At 57.1% G+C, this 18,760-nt stretch carries 17 protein-coding genes; 4 read left to right on the forward strand and 13 right to left on the reverse strand.

All coding sequences use genetic code 11. From position 1 onward, the window contains the following. Positions 1-63 precede the first annotated feature (63 nt). Both GC165_18460 and dnaE read left to right on the forward strand, forming a co-directional pair. The gene (locus tag GC165_18460; GenBank protein MBI1334853.1) at positions 64-1,224 is read left to right on the forward strand and encodes a hypothetical protein; all 1,161 of its coding nucleotides are present in this window, start codon (positions 64-66) and stop codon (positions 1,222-1,224) included. Then, positions 1,067-4,717, forward strand: coding sequence for a DNA polymerase III subunit alpha (dnaE, locus tag GC165_18465; protein MBI1334854.1), 3,651 nt, complete (start codon positions 1,067-1,069; stop codon positions 4,715-4,717). The genes GC165_18460 and dnaE overlap by 158 nt, the downstream gene beginning before the upstream one ends. A gap of 1 nt (position 4,718) precedes the next feature. Here the strand turns inward: dnaE and GC165_18470 are convergent, their stop codons facing one another. The 10 genes from GC165_18470 to GC165_18515 all read right to left on the reverse strand — a co-directional run bounded on the left by GC165_18470 (position 4,719) and on the right by GC165_18515 (position 13,737). Continuing rightward, complete coding sequence (locus tag GC165_18470; protein MBI1334855.1) at positions 4,719-4,988, reverse strand: hypothetical protein; 270 nt, start codon at positions 4,986-4,988, stop codon at positions 4,719-4,721. Positions 4,989-5,012: 24 nt separating this feature from the next. Then, positions 5,013-5,570 (reverse strand): sigma-70 family RNA polymerase sigma factor, encoded by a 558-nt coding sequence (locus GC165_18475; GenBank protein ID MBI1334856.1) that lies wholly within the window; start codon positions 5,568-5,570, stop codon positions 5,013-5,015. 8 nt (positions 5,571-5,578) lie between these two features. Next, positions 5,579-6,016, reverse strand: coding sequence for a hypothetical protein (locus GC165_18480; GenBank protein MBI1334857.1), 438 nt, complete (start codon positions 6,014-6,016; stop codon positions 5,579-5,581). A 26-nt stretch (positions 6,017-6,042) separates the two neighbouring features. Next, positions 6,043-6,939: a hypothetical protein gene (locus tag GC165_18485; protein MBI1334858.1), complete on the reverse strand. Its 897-nt coding sequence runs from the start codon at positions 6,937-6,939 to the stop codon at positions 6,043-6,045. Beyond that, the gene (locus GC165_18490; protein MBI1334859.1) at positions 6,888-7,085 is read right to left on the reverse strand and encodes a hypothetical protein; all 198 of its coding nucleotides are present in this window, start codon (positions 7,083-7,085) and stop codon (positions 6,888-6,890) included. Before GC165_18490 ends, GC165_18485 begins: the two co-directional genes overlap by 52 nt. A gap of 20 nt (positions 7,086-7,105) precedes the next feature. Next, positions 7,106-10,300 carry a hypothetical protein gene (locus tag GC165_18495; GenBank protein MBI1334860.1) on the reverse strand — a complete coding sequence of 1,065 codons (3,195 nt, stop codon included), beginning with the start codon at positions 10,298-10,300 and terminating at the stop codon, positions 7,106-7,108. A 27-nt stretch (positions 10,301-10,327) separates the two neighbouring features. Further along, a complete protein-coding gene (locus GC165_18500) occupies positions 10,328-11,401 on the reverse strand; it encodes an aminotransferase class I/II-fold pyridoxal phosphate-dependent enzyme (protein MBI1334861.1) in 1,074 nt (357 codons plus the stop codon). A gap of 73 nt (positions 11,402-11,474) precedes the next feature. Next, entirely contained in the window at positions 11,475-12,005 is a 531-nt protein-coding gene (locus GC165_18505; protein MBI1334862.1) for a CoA-binding protein, read from the reverse strand. A gap of 8 nt (positions 12,006-12,013) precedes the next feature. Then, positions 12,014-13,300 carry an aminotransferase class I/II-fold pyridoxal phosphate-dependent enzyme gene (locus GC165_18510; GenBank protein ID MBI1334863.1) on the reverse strand — a complete coding sequence of 429 codons (1,287 nt, stop codon included), beginning with the start codon at positions 13,298-13,300 and terminating at the stop codon, positions 12,014-12,016. Further along, a complete protein-coding gene (locus tag GC165_18515; GenBank protein ID MBI1334864.1) occupies positions 13,297-13,737 on the reverse strand; it encodes a cupin domain-containing protein in 441 nt (146 codons plus the stop codon). Before GC165_18515 ends, GC165_18510 begins: the two co-directional genes overlap by 4 nt. A 154-nt stretch (positions 13,738-13,891) precedes the next feature. On the opposite strand from GC165_18515, the gene GC165_18520 reads away from it, so the two are divergent. Continuing rightward, a complete protein-coding gene (locus tag GC165_18520) occupies positions 13,892-15,355 on the forward strand; it encodes a DUF3459 domain-containing protein (GenBank protein MBI1334865.1) in 1,464 nt (487 codons plus the stop codon). Here the strand turns inward: GC165_18520 and GC165_18525 are convergent. The 3 genes from GC165_18525 to GC165_18535 all read right to left on the reverse strand — a co-directional run bounded on the left by GC165_18525 (position 15,352) and on the right by GC165_18535 (position 18,004). Next, complete coding sequence (locus GC165_18525; protein MBI1334866.1) at positions 15,352-15,870, reverse strand: GrpB family protein; 519 nt, start codon at positions 15,868-15,870, stop codon at positions 15,352-15,354. The genes GC165_18520 and GC165_18525 overlap by 4 nt on opposite strands. 75 nt (positions 15,871-15,945) lie before the next feature. After that, on the reverse strand, positions 15,946-17,265 hold the full coding sequence (locus tag GC165_18530; GenBank protein MBI1334867.1) for a gfo/Idh/MocA family oxidoreductase: 1,320 nt from the start codon (positions 17,263-17,265) through the stop codon (positions 15,946-15,948). A gap of 70 nt (positions 17,266-17,335) precedes the next feature. Continuing rightward, positions 17,336-18,004 (reverse strand): DUF1080 domain-containing protein, encoded by a 669-nt coding sequence (locus tag GC165_18535; GenBank protein ID MBI1334868.1) that lies wholly within the window; start codon positions 18,002-18,004, stop codon positions 17,336-17,338. 204 nt (positions 18,005-18,208) lie between these two features. Here GC165_18535 and GC165_18540 point away from each other — a divergent pair, with 204 nt between their 5' ends. Further along, positions 18,209-18,706, forward strand: a complete 498-nt coding sequence (locus GC165_18540) for a MarR family transcriptional regulator (protein MBI1334869.1) — start codon at positions 18,209-18,211, stop codon at positions 18,704-18,706. The last annotated feature ends 54 nt before the right edge of the window (positions 18,707-18,760 follow it).

Consider the following 18,760-nt stretch of genomic DNA (forward strand, 5'->3'; position numbering starts at 1 on the left):
AGAATGGACAAAGCAAACGATCAGCGACCTTACTGAAACCAGCCGTCAGGGCTACGTGCCCTGATGTCCAAGTCGAAATTCATTCTTTGGATCGAGCTGGCGCACTTCTATGTTCGAAATGAAAACCCGAATCTGCCCGAGGTCATCGTTCGCGATGACGTTGTTCTGGATACCAACGATCTAGCCAAAGACCGAGGTGTCACCATCGGCATGCCCGTCAAGCAGGCTAAAGCGATTCTAAAAGAAGGCGTCTTTCTGCCGTGGGAGAGTGAGCGCTATGCCTCCAAGCAGTCCGCCTGGATGGATGAATGTATTGCCTTTTCCGACGTGATTGAACCTGCCGACCAGCATGCGCTATGGATCGACCTCTCGCAACACCCCGAGCCATTCGAAGTTGCAGAAACGCTGATCCGGCACCTGAGCCATCAAACCGACCATGTGGTCTTATCGGGTATTGCCCAGGCAAAATGGATTGCTCGTCTTGCCGCTCGTTGTGGGACTGGCCCCTCACCCCTCACTGACCCGAAAGGCTTCCTCTCTGAGCTTTCCGTGCATCATCTCGTCCCTGCCGCGCTTGAACACCGTCAGCGACTGCATTTCCTTGGCTATGCGAAGATTGGGAGGGTTGCCGCTATCCCATTCGATGTACTTCAGGAGCAATTTGGCGAGGACGCATACCAAATTGCCCGCGCCGCCGAAGGAACGTTAAGTGACGAGGTCGAAGCTAGCTATCCTCCAAAGTCTTGTTTGGCGAAGTTTACATTTGAGGGTGTCGCCGATACGGAAGAGGTTCTGCAAAACGGTCTCGCAAAGCTCGCGCAGGAGCTAGGTGATCGCCTTGATCGGCAAAGCCAGCAAGGGAACGCGATGACGGCCACGCTTGAATTTGAGGAGAAACCGCCCCTCACACTCCAGCGAACCTTTTCTAAGCCGTACCAGGATGCCAGATCGGTTTACATATGCTTGAATCTTCTCCTGGGTGATGCCCTCGAAACCCCCATCACCGTCGTTCACGCCGCACTGACCGAACTCTGCAAAACAGGAGCCGTCCAGGAGTCGTTCCTCGATGCCGCCAGTTCTCGCCTACCCCGTAAGTTCGAATCAAGCCTCCGACGGATTCGAGCGGTCTTTGGCGATCGGTCGGTGCAAAGAGGACAAGAAATTCAACTGCCGCGACGCGTCCGCGTCTTGCGCGAATGGAAGCATGCGACGGGATGGCGATGAGGTCCTCGCGCATTGGCGAGAAATCGGACAGTGGTGGGAGCGTGAAAGCCCACTTGAGTATCGTCGATTCGTTGACTCAATGGGGACTATTCGGGAAGAGCATAACGCCTTTCAATATCGTCGAGAAGCCCGGACCCTCGAGCGCCTGAGCCAAATGATGCGGGTGCGCGACGAGAAGGTCGCGAAGGCAATGGGCTATGCCCCTGAGCCCAACTATCAATCATTCAAACACGATGATGTCGACCCAGAACCGTACGCACTCCTCTTCGCCCAAAGTGGCTGCGCTTTCGGGCGTTCGACCATGGCCGTGCAGGACATCTTTTCCTATGCCGAAACTCAAAGCTACGAAGCCACCCTCCTTGCCGATCCGTTCTCACTAGTAGGTGCCGTCGAGTTCGCCAAAGTTGCCCGCGAGCTTGAACGTAAACCGCTGATCGGGGCCGCGTTCGAAATGGAGGAAGGGGGCGAAATCGTCCTTGTCGCCCAAACCAAAGTCGGATATCGCAGCCTTTCGCGCCTCATTACCGCCTGCCACCAAGACGAGCCTCGCCTGTATCCGCTCTGCACTTGGGAGCGGTTGGAACGCCATTGTGAGGACCTTCTCTGCCTGACCGGAGGCGACAACGGGCCGATCAATCGCCTCATCACCAAAGACTGCGTGGACGATGCCGAAGCCTATCTTGATCGTTTTATCGGGCTGTACGGAGCCCACAAAGTTTTCGTTCAAATAGAACGCTGCTACCTTCCGTGGGAGATTCGCACCAACCGGATCCTCCTCGACCTCGCAGAAAGCCGAAAGCTCACTGCCGTTGCAGGCAATGGCGTTACCCACCATAATCCGGCCGATTTTCCCGCCCAGGACATGCTGGTCTGCATCGAAACCCTTTGCGGGATCGAGGAAATCGTGGGTCGAAAACCTCTTCGCACTCTTGGGCAACCGCCCATCGTCGAACGGCCGAGACGCGCGCTTAACGCCGAGCGATACCTCCGCTCCGCATCTCAGATGCGCGAGCTCTTTGCTGATCGACCGGACCTGCTAAATAACACCAAAAGACTCTCCGACCTCTGTGATGGTCACGTCTTGCCCACTCGTACCCAATTGCCCCAATTCGATGAGAACGAAGCCAAGAAGCTCCGTTCAATCGTCCGCGAGGAAAGCCGTGGACTCCCGCGCTGGCTCTCAAAGTCTACGCTCCCGAGAAAATGGCAACTGGAACTTGAACTGAAACGCATCATCGATCGCGGCTTCGCCGGACACTTTCTGGTCGCATGGGACATGTGCCGGTGGGCCAAATCCCAGGGCATCGTCTTCAGCGGGCGTGGGTCGGTGGTGGATTCCGCAGTCGCTTACTGCCTCGGACTTTCGCGCATCGATGCCTACGAGCATGATCTCCACTTTGATCGGTTCCTGCCTCCCGAGGACGATAGCAAGCGCCCAGATATCGATATTGACTTCGAAGCCCGTCGCCGGGACGATGTGAGGAACTACTTAGTGCAAAAATACGGACCGGAGCACGTCGCGACCGTTGGGGCCATTGGCACCTTCAACACGCGCGGCATCGTTCGCGAGGTTGGCAAAGTTCTTGGCATCCCGCCTGAAGACCTCAGTTATCTCGCCAAGCGCATCCACGGAAGTGTGAGCCCCGCCCGCATCGAAGCTGCCATTGAGGCCAAGCCGGAGTTGCGTAACAGCAACATTCCTCGCGAACGCTTTCATCTTGTTTTCGACCTTGCCAAGGTCCTCCAAGATATCCCGCGCAACCTCCGGGCGCACTCCTCCGGTGTCGTCATCTCGCGCGATCCCATAGCCGACACTGTGCCCGTCGTTCCGTCTGCCGTCGACGGTATACAGATTCTTCAATGGGACAAACGAAGCGCTAAGTATTACTTCGACAAATTCGACATTCTGTGCCTGCGCGGTAACGATGTGCTGTCGGACGCGATGGACCGGATTCAAGCCCATACACCGGATTTCTCTGTCTTCAACCTACCCCTTGATGACGAAAATGTGTATCGCACGATGCGTACTGGAGAACTCATCGGCGTTCCCCAATCCGCCTCGCCAGCAATGCGCCAAGCTCATATCCGCATCAAAACTAAGAACCTCAAGGAGGCTAGCCTCGTCCAGGCTGGGATTCGCCCCGGTGTTGGTGGCGCCGTCAAACTGAATGAACTTATCCTCCGTAAAAATGGCAAGAAGCCGGTCCCCGATACGCACCCTCTCCTGCAAAAAATCCTCGGCAACACATACGGACTCATCGTCTTCCAGGAGCAGGTTGACATGCTCCTGCAGGAATTCGGAGGCTACACCGCAGGACAAGCCGAGGAGATTCGCGAAGATATCTACAAAAAGCGACGCGAAAAGGATGTCCAGCGCATTCACGACGAGGTTCTTGGGCAATTCCTTGAACGCGGCCACTCGCCAGAGGTTGCCGAGCAGGTCTACAGCCTCGTCGCCCAGTTCCAAGGGTACGGCTTTGCCGAGGGCCACGCGCTTGCCTTTGCGGAGATATCTGTTCGCTCGATCTATTGCCAGCAGAACTACCCCACCGAGTACTTTGCCGCCCTCCTCGATGCTCAACCTGCTGGCTACTATGGCCCTTGCACTTTGGTCAATGAAGCTCGCAATCGTGGCGTCGTCATCCTGCCTCCCGACGTCAACGCCAGCAATCTCAAGTACCGAGTGGAGGATGTGATCGTGGACGGAAAGCCGAGACTAGCCCTCCCAAACAAAGGCATTCGGGTTGCGCTGTCGGAAATCATGAACGTCTCGAAAAAGCTTCTCGAACGCATCGTCGAGCATCGGCGAGGCTATCCCTATACTTCGTTTTACAACTTTGTTTCGCGGGTCCACCCCAACCGGGACGAGTTGGAATGGCTCATTCTCTCCGGCGCGCTGGACGATCTGCACTCCAACCGCCGAGCAATGTTATGGGCGATCCCCAAAGCCCTTCGCTATGCCAACAGCGTGCGAAAAATGAACGATACGCTACCGATCTTTCTGCCCGAACCCGAAATGCCGACGGATATCCAGGACTTCAATGTTCACGAAAAAGCGGTTCAGGAACGGCGTCTGTTGGGGCTCAACGTCAAGGCGCACCTGATGGCCTTCGAACGGGAAAAGGTGAAGTCAAAAGGCGGCATCACCTCGGCCGAGGCTAGCCGACTGCCCTCGGGAGAGAAGGCGATCGTGGTCGGCAACCCGATCCGGCTTCGATTTCCGCCGACCGAGAGCGGGAAGCGCGTGCTCTTTTTTGACCTGGAGGACGAAAGCGGCCTCCTCAACGTCACCTGCTTCGACGAAACCTACCAGCGCTACGGACATAACGTGATTTGTCACAAGTACGTCACCTTGCGAGGCGAAGCCCAGGATCGTGATGGGCACATCGCGTTTCTGGCCTCGCATATCTTTCCGTACCACGCTGAGATATACAAACACCTCCGAGAAGACGAGAGTCTGCCATTGCCGGTGGCTGATTTCCTGGTGACCTAAGCTAACTCTGCGGAGTCTCGCTGTCCAATTCTCGAATCTTCGCCCGTAATCGCTCCATCGCCTCTGTCGGCGGAAGATCCTGCTTCGTGTCATGCATCACCGAAAGCATCGTCTTCAGCCGCTTCAGAAAATTGCCGCAGTGACTGCAATGCGTCACATGAAACAGAACAAACGCCTTGCGGATGCCGCGCACCGACCCGTCCGCCACGCCCTGAAGCAGATTCTCCATGTGCTTGCACGGAGGTCCTTCGGAATTCTTCTCTTGCTTCATATCAATAATCCTTTCATTGTCCACTTACGACTGGTAAATCCCCACAAGCTTGTGCCGCAAAATACGTCGTCCCCGAAAAACTCGCGATCGGATCGTCCCAATCGGAACACCTAAAACATCGGCTGCCGACTCGTACGTCATCTCTTCCAGATCGCACAGCGTCACCGCTACTCGATATTCTTCGGGCAGTTCGTCCACCGCGTTCACCACATCCTTTACATCCATCTGCACGTCGATCACTTTCCAAAAGTTCTCGTCGGCAGGCTCGGTGGTGGCTTCCATATCGACTTCCGATCGCACTTTGCGCTTTCGGAGCAGGTATAGCCATTCGTTGTTCAGGATTCGGATCAGCCAGCTTCGTGGGTGCTTCCCGTCGAAGTCGTCCCAGTGCTTGAAGGCGTTCAGAAGGGTCTGGCTGACGATGTCTTCGGCGTCTGCGTCGTTGAGGGTCATTCGCCTCGCCACCCGATACAGCACTTCGAGTTCTCGTTCGAGAACTACGGCGGCGGATTCTTTCTTTGCGGGCGAGTGAAGCATGTCTCTAGTGGGCAGGGGCGTCCCAACCAAGGGACGCCCAGTCACGATTCCGGTTATTTTAACCTCACGGTCTTGTCAAAGGAAGCCTCGCCCAGCACGACCTCGGCGAACGAGCACCAGACCTGAACCTTCTTCACCGAATGAACATAGCTCGGCAGGGTGATGTCGCGGTTCGTCTTATCTCCAGCGATGGTGATTCGCTGAAGCAGGAAGGTGTTACCGTCGGCATCGACCACCTGCCAGTGCGGCGACGGCGAGCCCGGAGTCTTGAAGTCGTCGCTGAACATCAGGTGGAACTTGCCATCCTTCTTGTACAGGTTGGCCGTGCCGCCATTGACTTCGATGCCCTTGAACTGGCCTGTCTTGGCCACGTCCATCATCATCATGGCGTCCTTCGACTTCTGTTGGGTCGGATTCATCGGCGTCGGACCAGCGAAGGCGAACGAAGCGGCGGTGGCGAGAATGACGAGGGTACTGAGTTTGTTTTTCATGGTGTTTTCTGTTAGGTTGGTTGGGTTTAGGCGAGGGCGGCGGCAGACTTCTTTTCTTGAGCCGAGCGGAGCAGGATCACGCCCGACGTCTTGCCCGTCTTCGCATCGATGACGGCGATGGATCGGTACAGCCAGGCGTCGATCTCTTTCGAAATCGCGACGCGGCTCTTGCCGGCGGCGGCTTTACCTAGGGAGATGAAGGCGGCGTCCTTCGGAAACTCTCCGACTTGGAGGGTTTCCTTCTTCACGAGCCGAAGCTCGAACGACTGAGCCTTCTTGAAATTGAGTTCGACGAAGCGCTTGCCCGCGTCTTCGATGATGGCGGCGCGGCCACTGAACCGCTTGTCGCCCATCACGCTCCCAAAGGTGACTTCGATGGGGCTTCCAAAAGCAGCGAGTTGGGCAATCGGTCGATCTCCGAGCCAGCGGGAGCTGGCGGTCGCGGCCGCTTGCTTCTCGGCGAGCGTGGCTCCACCGAAGGCGACGGAGAAGCGAGCGCACCAGACCGACACGGCTTGGTACTTAGCCAAATCCACGCTGGCCGGAATTTCGTAGTTCTGGTCGCCAATGTTGCCCTTCAATGTGCCGAGGTCAACATAACCGTTCTTCTTCACGGCATCCTGCGAGGAGTCGCTTCCGTTGACGAGGTAAAGATGGACGTCGGGACCGTTCGAGGCAGAGAAGTTCGCAAGCTCGACAAAGCGCTTGCCGCTGACCGAAACGATGCGAGCCTCGCCTTTCGTCTCGTGGGCATAAGAGGCAAACATGCCGCTCGAAAGAGTCTTGGCCATCTCGCCCGACATGGCCGGGAGCTTTTCATTGACGGTCTTGTTGACGAACAGCAATTCCGGCCGGAACAACGCCCACCCGACTACGAGAACCGGGATCGCGGCGATGGCGGCAATCTTCTTCGTTTTTTGCATGACTCCAGAAGACGCACCTTCTGGAAACAGTTCCAACGATTTTCAAAAAAGTCATTTTCGGGCTTCGGTGCCAAGCCGATCGCCGAAAGTTCAATTTCCAAATCCTTGGCCCGTGTGGTCTCCCCCGAACAGGGAAGACCACACATGAGCACCAGATTGGCCGTCGCTACCGGATCGCGATCTTCACGATCTGAGGCTGGATCAGCCTCACCGGTCCGATCATTCCCGACTCCAGAAGCTCCGAATCCTTATTGAAGAACTTCCAAGTCACAAAGGTTGTGCGCCCCGTTGCCGGTCGCGGCTCGCCCTTCAGAAGCCACTCCGGCCACTCGGCGATCGGTCCGTTGTTGAACTTCGCATCGTCCGGATATTGCTCGTCGCCGATCAGTCGATTCGGCCAAAGGTTCGTCACCTTGATCCGAAGCGAATTTGATCCCTTCTTCAAGTACTTCGAGACGTCGAGCCGGAACGGCGCTTTCCAAAGCGTGTCGAACTTGTGCCCGTTCAGTTCGACCTCCGCAAAGTTCTTCACCTTGCCAAGGTCCAGCCACTGCGCCCCCGCCGAAACACTCGCCAGATCGAACGATGTCGAGTACGTCGCCGTACCCGAGAAGTACTTGATCGCGTCGTTGTCCGAATCCGACCAGGATTCCAATTTCGTCAGAGTCGTCGAAACCGGAGCCCCACCGCGAACCGGAACATCCAATTTCCACTTCACATCCAACGGCATCGATTTGGGATTCGCCTTAAACGTCCCCTTGTGACCGTTGGACTCGACGTACTGATACGACCCCGGCTTCCAGGCCTGGATCGTCGTACCCGAGATCAGGTAGTCCGGCGGTGTGTTATCCTGACCGGCACCGAACAAGGTCAGCGACGCATTCTCGTCGATGTTCTTTTCGTACCGCTTCCCGTCGATCGTGTACACGATGTGCAGATGCTTGACGTGCAGATAAACAGGGTCACCGAAGTTCGCGTTAGTGGCCTGAATTTCGCTTTCGCCTCTCGCAATCATCTCCTTGACCTTGGCCGTCACATCGACTCCACCGGCACCGTCGGTCGCCTCATAACGGGCCGACACAACTTCGACCTTCGGCGGTTTTGGCGGCGCTTCCGATTCTCCCATCCACGTCACGGATCGCAAGTGCGCGCCGCTCGCCCGCTTCCGGAAGACCACAAACGTCGAACCGGCCGACTCCAGTCGAAGGGAAACCTTCGTTCGTCCTCCACTCGACTGCCAGATCGGGGCTGATTCCATCGCTCCCGACTCGGGGTTCCAAAGCTCAGGTTGACGCCCATCGGCTCGGAATGTCACATCCACGTCCACCGGACGATAGGCCGGGTTCGCCACAAAGTAGATGTCCGCGCCCTGGTCAAACCGATGAATCCAATTAACCGGCTTGGTCGATTCGACGTCGGGAAGCACCTTCTTACTGACGAGAACGTCCTTCAGTGACTTGCCGGTGGCGACGCCCGTCCAACCAGTGTCGACCACGCGTTCCAACTCCGCATCCGATTCGGGATACCCGCTCAGGCTCGGAGACTTGGTCGGCTTCGGACCAACGATCGTCGCGCCTGCTCTCGATAGTTCAGCCACCTTACGGGCCGTCTTCGGCGTCATCCACTTGGAATCGGGCAACAGCAGAACTCGGTAACGCATGCCGCTGGGAAGCACGATTTGGCCGTTCTCGACCTTCATCGACTCCAGCACCGTCGCGTCGCATCCGTCGTAGTCGTAGCCCAGCGGGACCACATTTCCCTTCAGGAGCGGAAGGTCGTTCGGACCCTCTTCACCCGTAAACGCAACCACATCGGCCACAAACCGGCCTGATTGCAACAGGTATTGGCACCGCGCGATGTACTTCATCCACGCCTGCCCTTGGTCCCACCACGTGATGGTTCGCTCAAGGTTCATGCCCCAGGGGCCCATCGTCATCCCCGGCTCCAGGTTCGTCCACGGTTGGTGGGCGTAGCGGTGGAAGATGTAACGGTTGATACCCAGCGTAAAGATGCGGTCGCCGAGCGCCTTGATCGCATACGGATCGGTCAGATACTTGCTGTTCCCCAGGTCGGCCGTGAATGACTCCGCGCCGATGATCGGCTTACCGTTTGTATGTCCCGCCGACGAAGCCAGCTTGGTCGTTTCGGCGGCGCCACCGCCAACCCAAAACTCACCCATTGGAATATCGGCGATCCCGCTTACCTGGAGATTATCAAACGAACCGTTCCCGTATCCTTCCGTCGAGAACTTCAACCCGTTCTGGTGGCAAAGCTCCTTGAAATAACCGTAGTAGTTGTCGGCAAAAAGGTCGCAGATGGTTCGTCGAACATCCCAAAGGAACCGCTCGGTTACCTCTCCGCTCTGCACCACTCGCCCAGTCATTGCCGGCAAGTACGGCAAAGGGTCGTAGCCGCGTCGCTTCTTAAACTCCTCGCGGAACTTCGGCGTCCAGTTTTGGCTTCCGACTTCGTAGCTGTCGATAAGCGCATTGTTGAGACCGAACTTGCCCACCGGCCCGTTGTCCTTCAGTACCGAGGCCATCATGCCGCTGAAGAAGTGGTCCATCGCCGTTCGACTCAGCTTGTCGACCTCGGGTCCCAATCCAACTCTCGGCGACGGTTCGTTCTCCGCACCCGTCGGGGTGTAGCCCATGCGCATGATCGTCCATGTTCCCGGCGGCACATCCCATTGGACCTGCCCCTTCGAATCCATTTTCAACTGAATAATGTCGCTCATCGGCGTTGCCGAGTCGGCGGGAATGCCCGACGCATCGGGTGCCAAGCGATCACCTCGGTCAAAGCCCGCTTTGGCCCGGATATTCGACACTCGATAGCTTCCCGCGCCCGGCTTGCGGACCGCGAAAACCGCGATATCTCGGTAGAAGCCCAGCTTGGTGGGCGGCTTGTCCAGGTTCCCCTCAAACGTGCCCGGACCGTAAACCTCCTTCTCCGACCAGGTGACCGCTTGCATCGCGTCTTCTGGCTTTACCCAGGGTCCGCCGCTACTGGACCAGCCCGCGCAGTTGTGCACGCAGATTTCCAGTCCAAGGCGTTTAGCTTCACTGAACGCCCACGCGATCGCCTCTTGCCACTTGCCGGACATGAACGGCGTATTCCCCGCCGGGATGCCGACATCGACATTGAAGATTTGCGCGCCACCGAGGCCGATCTTCTTCATCGCCTCCAGGTCGGCGGTGATCCCCTCTTTGCTGATATTCCCGTTGATCCAGTGCCACCAGGTATGAGGTTTGGCCGAGTTGGGAGGGTTGAGGAATCCGGCATCGAGCGAAGTCTGAGCCATCGCCGATGAGGCAAGAATAGTCGCAGTCGAACAAGTTAAAAGAAGGCCGGTTAGCCGCATGTGAACACCAAACGCGAGGTTACCAGCCTAGCGACACTGACGCAGGGCGTCAGCGAACACTTCGTGGTCCTTCTCGGTCCCGACCGTCACGCGAATGAACCCGTCCAGCGGTGGCTGGCCCGGCTTTCGAATAAACACCTGATGGTCGCGGAGCTTTGCCACGATCGCTTCGGCCCGCTCTCGGCTTCCGGCATCGCCGAGTACAAAGTTTGTGGAGGAATCCAGGCTGGCAAATCCGTTCTCTTCCAGAATTCCCCGTAGAGCCGTTCGTCCTTCGCTGGTTTTTCGCTTCACTTCGTTTAAGAATTCGTCGTCGGCCAAGGACGCCATTGCCCCCGCTTGAGCCATTCGATTGACTTCGAAGTGGGCTCGAATTCGGTTCAAAGGTCGCACCGTCTCTGGTTCGCCGAACGCAAACGCGACCCTTGCGCCCGCCATTCCGTACGCCTTCGAAAACGTCCGAAGCCGAATCAAACGAGGGTCCGAAATGTCGTACGGCTCGACGAAGTCGATATACGCCTCGTCGAGGATGACCAGCGTCGAATCGGGAACAATCTCCAGCAACATGCGAATCTCTTCGACGCCGTGGAAGTGACCCGAAGGATTGTCGGGATTCGCCACGTAGACCGCGTTGGCGCGGTGTTCTAGCGCGGCATTGGCGAGCCCAACCAAGTCAACCGCATTCTCGTAGTACGGAACCTGAATCAACTCCGCCCCGACCGATTCGACAAAGTAGTTGAAGGTCGGATAGCTTCCTAGCGTCGTCACGATCTTCTTCTTCGGCTCCCAAAAGGCCGACGCGATGTGAGCAAACAGACCGTCGATGCCTGGCCCGACCACAAAATGATCGATGCTCGTTCCAAATCGCTTTGCAAGCTCAGTGCGCAGATCCAACGAAATCGGATCGCCGTACCATTGGGCCTCCTGAGCGGCTTCGGCCATCGCCGCGATGGCTTTCGGTGAGGCCCCAAACACGCCCTCGTTCGCCCCGAGGCGAGCCAAAAACGGCTTGCCCATTTGACGCTCCAACTCCTCGGGAGCCACAAACGGAATCGTGTCGGAAAGTTTGGCGACGACTCGGTTGGGCTGGGGACGAGGCATCCCAACATTTTACGCCCCTTGCCGTCACGGGCTTGTTTGGACGGCCCCGCACCCCATAAGAATGCGGCAGGAATTACCGCTTAAACTTTCGACGCTGGGCCGAGATGACCTCGGTATTCATGCCCGCCCAATGGAGCATTCCACCGTAGCGTCCGTGCTCCATCTTCACGCACTTATCGACGATCGCCTCCAGACCCGCGGCCCTCGCCTGCTCGGCGGCCTCGAAGTTGATAATGCGAAGCTGGGTCCAGACGGCTTTTGCACCAATCTTGATCGCTTGCTCGACGATTCCGGGAATCTCGTTTGGCGGACGAAAGACATCGACGATATCGATGGGAAACGGAACGTCTTCCAGGCTCCGATAGACTTTCTGCCCCAGAATCTCATCGGCCTTCGGGTGGATCGGCACCACCGTAAATCCTTCGTCGATCAGATACGAACCGACCATGTTCGAGGCCTTCGTCGGTTCCGTGGACATACCCACGATCGCGATTACCTTTGCGGCACCGAGAAGCTCCTGGATCGTCTTCGAGTTCTGATACTTCTCTCGCTGTTCAGGAGTCAGCTTGGTGTTGAGAGTGATATCGCAGGAAAGAGTTGACATGGTTGCTCCTATACGTTCGCTAGGGCCTGATCCAGGTCCCAAAGCAGGTCGTCGGCCGTCTCCAAACCGACCGAAAGGCGAATCATTGCCGATGAAATGCCAGAGGCCTTCAGTTCGGCATCCGAAAGCTGTTGGTGCGTCGTCGAAGCGGGATGGATGACCAAGCTCTTGGCGTCGCCGACGTTTGCCAGGTGGGAGAAGAGCTGCAGGGACTCGATGAATCGCTTGCCCGCCGCTCGCTCGTCGCCATCCTTTGCGTTCAAGTCGAACGACAATACCGCGCCGGGGCCCTTCGGAAGGTACTTCTTCGCCCGCTCGTGGTGCGGGTGGCTAGCCAAACCGGCGTAATTCACCTTCGCGACCTTGGGGTGCGCTTCCAAGAATTCAGCGACGGCTTGCGCATTCTGTACATGCCGTTCCATACGCAGGGACAGCGTTTCCAACCCCTGCAGGAGCAGAAAAACGTTGGTCGGCGAGATACACGCACCGGTGTCGCGCACCGTTTCGGTGCGGAGCTTCATCAGGAATCCGTAATGACCGAAGGTGTCGTAAAACTTGAGGCCGTGATAGGACGGTGACGGATCGGCGATAGTGGGATAGTGCGAGAAATCGAAGTCGCCCGAGTCGACGACCACGCCGCCGATGCTGGTTCCATGCCCGCCGATGAACTTCGTGGCCGAGTGAATAACGATCGTCGCTCCCCACTCGATGGGCCGACAAAGATAGGGCGTCGCGAACGTACTGTCCACGATGAGCGGAAGATTTTTGCTCTTGGCGAGGGCCGCCAAACCCTCTAAGTCGGGAATTGCGCCGCTCGGGTTGCCTACGATCTCGACAAACAGAGCCCGCGTCTTCTCGTTGATGGCCGCTTCCCAAGCGTTGAGGTCATCGGGATCGACGAATCGTGCCGTGATCGAGAGCTTCTTGGCCGTGTGCGCCAGAAGCGTCAGGCTTCCACCATAAAGCTGAGTGGAGGCCACGATCTCATCGCCTGGGCTGCAGAGGGTCATGAACGTGCCGAATTCGGCCGCCATGCCGCTCGCAACCGCCACCGAACCGGTCGCTCCTTCCAGCGAAGCAATGCGCTCCTCGAAGACCGCCGTCGTCGGGTTGCTGATGCGGGAATAGATGTTTCCGTACTGCTTCAGTTCGAACAGGTGCGCGGCCTCGTCGGCATCGCTGAACACGTACGACGTCGTTTGATAGATCGGCACCGCCCGCGCGCCGACATACGGATCGGGAATCTGCCCGGCATGAAGCATCCGGGTATCAAAGCCGAATTGGCGTTTGTTCATACTCGAATGAACTCCGCCACTTGTTCGTTCTGCCGAAGCTCGTCGAGGTTTTCGGGGGTCGGTCTCTGCGGTCGGTCACGGTCATTGGCGACGATGCAAAGGAAGCCGAGTTCTTCTCCATTTGTGGCTCGGAATTGATGCCACGTGAACGGAGGAATGTGGACGACGTCGTGGGTATTAATTGGTGTCACCGCGTCGCCGACGAAAACTTGACCGGAACCCCGGATGATCATGACCGCGTGTTGGTGCTGGTGGCGTTCCAACGTGGAGTGCCCCCCGCAACCGATCTCAAAGTATCGAAATTCGACGGGCAGATCGTTGGTACCGTTGAAGAGGGTCTGCCGAGTGATGCTCTTAAAATGAGTCCCTCCATCTTCCTTGTAAGGCAAAAGGTCCACGCCTTTCCACCGATATTCGTCCGAAGTGTGTCTAATCATTCGAGGTGCGCATTCCGTACTACGCGGACCAAGCCGCAGAGATTGCTGCAAGGAAATTATACTGTTGCTCGACCGCTCTCTCGTTCCCACCAAAGGATCGTAAGGTCCCATCCAGGAATTTCCTAATTTGTTGCGAAGGTGTAACGTGTAGAGAATGCTTGCCCCATTGCTGTTGCCCATCTTCTTTCAAAGCCCGACGAAGTCGTGGGAGGGCGAGGTTCTCTATCACATCTTTGTTCGGTCGTACCGGGATAGCAATCACGACGGTATCGGCGACTTCAAAGGCATTGAGGAAGGCATCCCGTCGATCAAGAAACTCGGCGCGACCGCGATCCTGCTGAGTCCGATCCAAAAGTCCAGCGTCTATCACAACTACTTCGCCGACGATTTCTTTGCGCCTGACCCTGAGTTCGGTACTCTGGATCAGTTCAAACATTTGGTCCAGTCGGCTCACAAAGCCGGACTGAAGATTCTGCTGGACATGGAGCCGCAGTACGTTTCGAGCCGCCATCCTTGGTATGAGCGAGCGCTGAAGGGCGAAACCAATCTGGTTTGGAGCGCGGTGCCCGATGATCCCAAGCGAGCGTCCCTCTGGTACGACAAAGCGCGAGTAAGGCTGACGCAGGCGAACCTTGACAACCTCGAAGTGCGAAGCACGATCCAAAAGGTCTTCCTCTTTTGGTCGCAAACCGGTCTCGATGGGTACCGGATCGATCATATGATGGACAACCTCGATAATGCAGGTAAGAACAAGGGACTCTTCGAGCACTTTTGGCGACCCATCGAGGACGATGTCATCAAGAAGTTTCCGAACACCTATTTTCTGGCTGAGCAGTCCGACTGGGGTTCAACCACTCAAGTCCAGGACATCTTTCGGCAGACGCCGACCAACGCGGCCTTCAACTTCCAACTTCTTGGCGCGCTTGTGACCTTCGACAAGGCCAAGATCGAACCCGTCTTGTCCAATTACCGAACGATCGCTCCCGATCCTCACAACCTCGTCGACTTCTTAGAGAATCACGATCTTCCTCGCTTCGCGACGACGATCCCCGACCTGGTCAAGCAAAAGCTGGCCGTCGCTCTGCTCATGACGGTCAAGGGTATTCCCTCCATTTACTATGGCGAAGAGTTGGGGATGCGGGGCAAGAAAGGGAATTGGAACTCGGACGGCAACGACATTCCGATGCGCATCGGCTACCGTTGGGGCGCGACGCTGGATGACCCGCGCACCCCGACTTGGTACAAGAACACCGGCCCATGGTGGAGCGACGATTACTCGGCCGATCACGACGGAAACAGCCTGCCTGAGCAGGAATCGAACCCGAATTCGGTCTACAACTGGTTCCGCAAGTTGATTACGATCAGGCGGGCCTCAAAGGCTCTCTCAGTCGGCGACCAAACCGTCGTCGCCAGCGAGAACGATAACCTCTTGGTCTTTGAGCGCACCAGCGGCGGCGAAAGCGTTCGAATCCTCGCCAATCTTTCGAGTTCGCCGATTACGATCTCGACCCCGGTCTCGACTCCGCATACAGATTTGCTAACCGGAAAACCGCTCACTTCACGAACTCCGCTCACGCTCGGCCCTTGGCAGACCGCAATCCTCAAAGCGACCAGCTAGGCTCGAAGGGCGAGGTCGAGGACCTTCTGAACGAAGGCGTCTTTCCCGCTCGAATATCCGCTAATATCGCGTGGGAATTCGGCGGCCAACCTAGCCTTGATGGCTCGATACTCCTCGGCCATATCGAGATGAGTGCGTAAGTAGTCGCGAAAGGCGAGGCGATGAATCCAGTCCGGTCCGGTGATCTCGCTCATGTGGACATGGTGAGTTCTCGGACGTCCGAGGATGAAGAAGTGCCGTCGCGGAACGCCTTGTTCGCCGCGAAAAACGTAGTCTAGCTCGGCCATCAGATGAACTGTGTCGAACGCCGCTTCGAAGTCGGCGATGGCGATACCGATGTCGATGATCGGCTTGGCGTCCATTCCCGGAATCGCGGTGCTCCCGACGTGCTCGATTTGAAGAATCCAATCGCCCAGAACTTCCTTCAGTCGGGTGGCTTCGCGCTCGTAAAGTTCGGGCCAAAGGGGATCATAGGGGTGAACCTCGACTCGATGCTGGGGTAGTCCAAGGCTCATGAACCGACTGTACCTCGCTGCTCGAGCAGCAACGAGGGCGGCAAGATTTGTCTTGCCGCCCTCGTCAAAAGGAGTTTAGACTCCGTAACCTTTTCGGTACTTCGGACGAATTAGGTCGTCGTACTCGTTGGTACCCTTGACCTGCATCTTCTTGGCGTCCCACTCCAGGCGAGGGCCGTTAGCCCAGATCGCCAGGTTGCCGAGCAGAACGGCTTCAGCCAATCCGCCGGCATAGTCCGGGAAGTTGGAGCGAGCCGGCTTGCCGCCCAGAGCGGCCCGAGCGAACTCGGCCATATGGCCGGGAGACTCATCAACCTCGATGTCCGGGATGGCCGCGCCACCCTGGAGGGCGTACTTGGTGTTCGACTCGTCGAAGCAGTAGATCGTCGCCTTCTCGCAGACGGTGATCGTGCCGTTTCCGCCGTAATCGAAGTCGGAAGCGAGATCTGGATCGGGCTTGCGTCCACCGTCGTACCAGTGAACTTTGAATGCCGGGCGGTCCTTCTTTTCCGCGTATTCGTAATGGACGATCGACCAAGCTGGGAAGCTGTCCTTGTTGTGACCGCTGGTCTCGGCCTGAACCGCGATCGGTTGGCTGAGGTCGAGCGCCATGTGCTGCATGTTGAAGATGTGGCAGCCCATGTCGCCAAGGGAGCCGGTTCCGAAATCCCACCAGCCGCGCCATGCGAAGGGGTGATACCCTTCGGCGTACGGTCGCTCCGGTCGTGGCCCAAGCCAGAGATCCCAGTCCACGTACTTCGGCGGCTCGGACGGTTCGGGGCGCGGCACGCCCTGCTTCCACCAACCTTTCGACCGGTCAGTCCAAAGGTGAACTTCCTTTACGTGGCCAAAATGACCTTCCTGGATCAGCTTGGCGATCTTGCGCATTGGCGTGCTGGCCGTGCTTTGATTGCCCATCTGGGTTGCGACCCGCTTATCGCGGGCGATCTTGGCGATCTGACGCGCTTCCCAAATTGTTCGGCAAAGCGGCTTTTCGCAGTACGTATGCAGACCCATTCGCATGGCCAGGGCCGATGCCGGAGCGTGGTGGTGGTCAGGAATGCTGATCACGACTGCGTCGATCTTGCCGCGCATTGCATCGAGCATCTGCCGATAGTCGTCGAATGCGGTTGCGCGCGGATGCTCCATCATCGCCTTTGTGCGGTTCTGCGCATCGATGTCGGCCAATGCGACGATGTCGCCGTGCTCGGCCGCCTGTTGCATGCCGCTCCAGCCTTTGCCGCCGCAACCGATGATGCCGAAGCGCAAGCGTCCGTTAGGCGCTTTCTGTTCGGGCTCGCCGGTTTCGGCCAAGCCGGTCTTCGCGATCGCCAAGCCCGCGACGGTCGCCACTGAGCCTCTTAGTACTTCACGTCTGGAATAATTACTAGCCATGATCCCCTTCGCACGCCATCTTACCCCTGGGCAAATTGCCCAGGCGATAGAAACCGGAAGGAAATTGCCGTTACTTTTTCGGCTTGATCGGGCGAATCTTGATGTTGCGGAAAGAGACGACTCCGTGGTCACCCTGAATTGCGATGGAGCCGGACGCTAGCTTGGAAAAGTTCGGCATAGAAGCGAACTTACTCTTCTTCACTCGATCCCAGAAATCTGGGCTGTTGAGCACGTACTCGTAGTACTTCACGCCGTTCACGTATGTCGCGCACTTGTCCGGGGCGATGACGATGCGGAAGTGGTTCCACTGTCCAGGAGGATTGGTCGAATCGACCGGAGATGAGTAAAGCTCGTAGAGGTAGCCGGCCAGTTGTCCGTGGGGATCGACGTCCTTGTCCATGATTTGGATTTCGGGACCGCTGTGCCAGGTGGCATCGCCGTCGTCGGCGACGTGAAACATGATGCCGCTGTTGCCGCCCTTCGAGACATTCCAATCAAGCTCAAGTTCGAACCATTCGAACTTCTTATCCGTCACGATATCGCCTGCATTCCCCGGATCGGCAACCTTGAGGATTCCGTCGCTCACCGTCCATCCCGGGCGGACGCCTTCGGCCTTAAAATTGTGCCAACCTTTGGTGGTTTGGCCGTCGAAAAGCAGCTCCCATCCTTTCCGTTTTTCGGCGGGAGTCAGCATATTCATTCCTTGCAGAACAGCGGTGGCGGCAAGCAGTGTAATCACGGCTGAATTGTATCACAGGCTTCGTTCAAGGTCGCGCGCGGGAACCATTACAAACGAATTGAAGCGATAGGGGTACAATGGCCTCGGTTGCAAGGTGGCGGTCCGCCGGACTCTGTACTTAGCAGGGATAAAGCGATACCTAGTAACCCAACAATCCTAATTGGAGTTAGAATAAGCCTTAAGGCAAGATAGGTTCAAAAGAAAATGAAGGTTCAAGCAAGTAAAGATGCAGCTATCCAAGCTTACGTGAAGCTAATCCGCACCGCTGAAGCCCTTCATGTCCGCGTTAGCCGTGGCCTCATTGCCGAAGGTTTGACGGCAAGCCAGTTCAGCGCGATGAAGGTTCTTCGCCTTCACGGCGCTCTGCCCCAGCGCGACATCGCCAAATATCTGCTGCAGTCCGGTGGCAACATCACGCTCGTCGTCGATAACCTTGAACGAGACGGTTTGGCCCAGCGAGTGCGGAGCGTGGAGGATCGTCGCATCGTCCTCGTCACGCTTACCAAGAAGGGCGAAGAACTGTTCGACAAGATTTACCCGGGCCATCTCGACCGCATCCGGGAAGCAATGGGGCCGCTGGACGTCACGCGCCTCGAAGAACTATTGTCGCTGCTGGAAGCGGCGGGCGCTTCAGACTCGGTCTGTTGCACGCCAACCGAGGAAGGCGACGCCAAGGAAGCCTCGCTCGCTCGCTCGAACTAAATTCTCGATTTAGCATAAATATTCAAAAAATTCTTACATTGTTCCTATATCATT

Source organism: Armatimonadota bacterium (assembly GCA_016125185.1).
In the GTDB taxonomy this organism is placed as follows: domain Bacteria; phylum Armatimonadota; class Fimbriimonadia; order Fimbriimonadales; family Fimbriimonadaceae; genus Fimbriimonas.

What these genes read in the sequence shown, in the direction of transcription:
- GC165_18460 (MBI1334853.1), top strand. Translation starts at nt 64, where the DNA reads ATGTCCAAGTCGAAATTCATTCTTTGGATCGAGCTGGCGCACTTCTAT.
- dnaE (MBI1334854.1), top strand. Translation starts at nt 1,067, where the DNA reads ATGCCGCCAGTTCTCGCCTACCCCGTAAGTTCGAATCAAGCCTCCGAC.
- GC165_18470 (MBI1334855.1), bottom strand. Translation starts at nt 4,988, where the DNA reads ATGAAGCAAGAGAAGAATTCCGAAGGACCTCCGTGCAAGCACATGGAG.
- GC165_18480 (MBI1334857.1), bottom strand. Translation starts at nt 6,016, where the DNA reads ATGAAAAACAAACTCAGTACCCTCGTCATTCTCGCCACCGCCGCTTCG.
- GC165_18485 (MBI1334858.1), bottom strand. Translation starts at nt 6,939, where the DNA reads ATGCAAAAAACGAAGAAGATTGCCGCCATCGCCGCGATCCCGGTTCTC.
- GC165_18490 (MBI1334859.1), bottom strand. Translation starts at nt 7,085, where the DNA reads ATGTGTGGTCTTCCCTGTTCGGGGGAGACCACACGGGCCAAGGATTTG.
- GC165_18495 (MBI1334860.1), bottom strand. Translation starts at nt 10,300, where the DNA reads ATGCGGCTAACCGGCCTTCTTTTAACTTGTTCGACTGCGACTATTCTT.
- GC165_18500 (MBI1334861.1), bottom strand. Translation starts at nt 11,401, where the DNA reads ATGCCTCGTCCCCAGCCCAACCGAGTCGTCGCCAAACTTTCCGACACG.
- GC165_18505 (MBI1334862.1), bottom strand. Translation starts at nt 12,005, where the DNA reads ATGTCAACTCTTTCCTGCGATATCACTCTCAACACCAAGCTGACTCCT.
- GC165_18510 (MBI1334863.1), bottom strand. Translation starts at nt 13,300, where the DNA reads ATGAACAAACGCCAATTCGGCTTTGATACCCGGATGCTTCATGCCGGG.
- GC165_18515 (MBI1334864.1), bottom strand. Translation starts at nt 13,737, where the DNA reads ATGATTAGACACACTTCGGACGAATATCGGTGGAAAGGCGTGGACCTT.
- GC165_18520 (MBI1334865.1), top strand. Translation starts at nt 13,892, where the DNA reads ATGCTTGCCCCATTGCTGTTGCCCATCTTCTTTCAAAGCCCGACGAAG.
- GC165_18525 (MBI1334866.1), bottom strand. Translation starts at nt 15,870, where the DNA reads ATGAGCCTTGGACTACCCCAGCATCGAGTCGAGGTTCACCCCTATGAT.
- GC165_18530 (MBI1334867.1), bottom strand. Translation starts at nt 17,265, where the DNA reads ATGGCTAGTAATTATTCCAGACGTGAAGTACTAAGAGGCTCAGTGGCG.
- GC165_18540 (MBI1334869.1), top strand. Translation starts at nt 18,209, where the DNA reads ATGAAGGTTCAAGCAAGTAAAGATGCAGCTATCCAAGCTTACGTGAAG.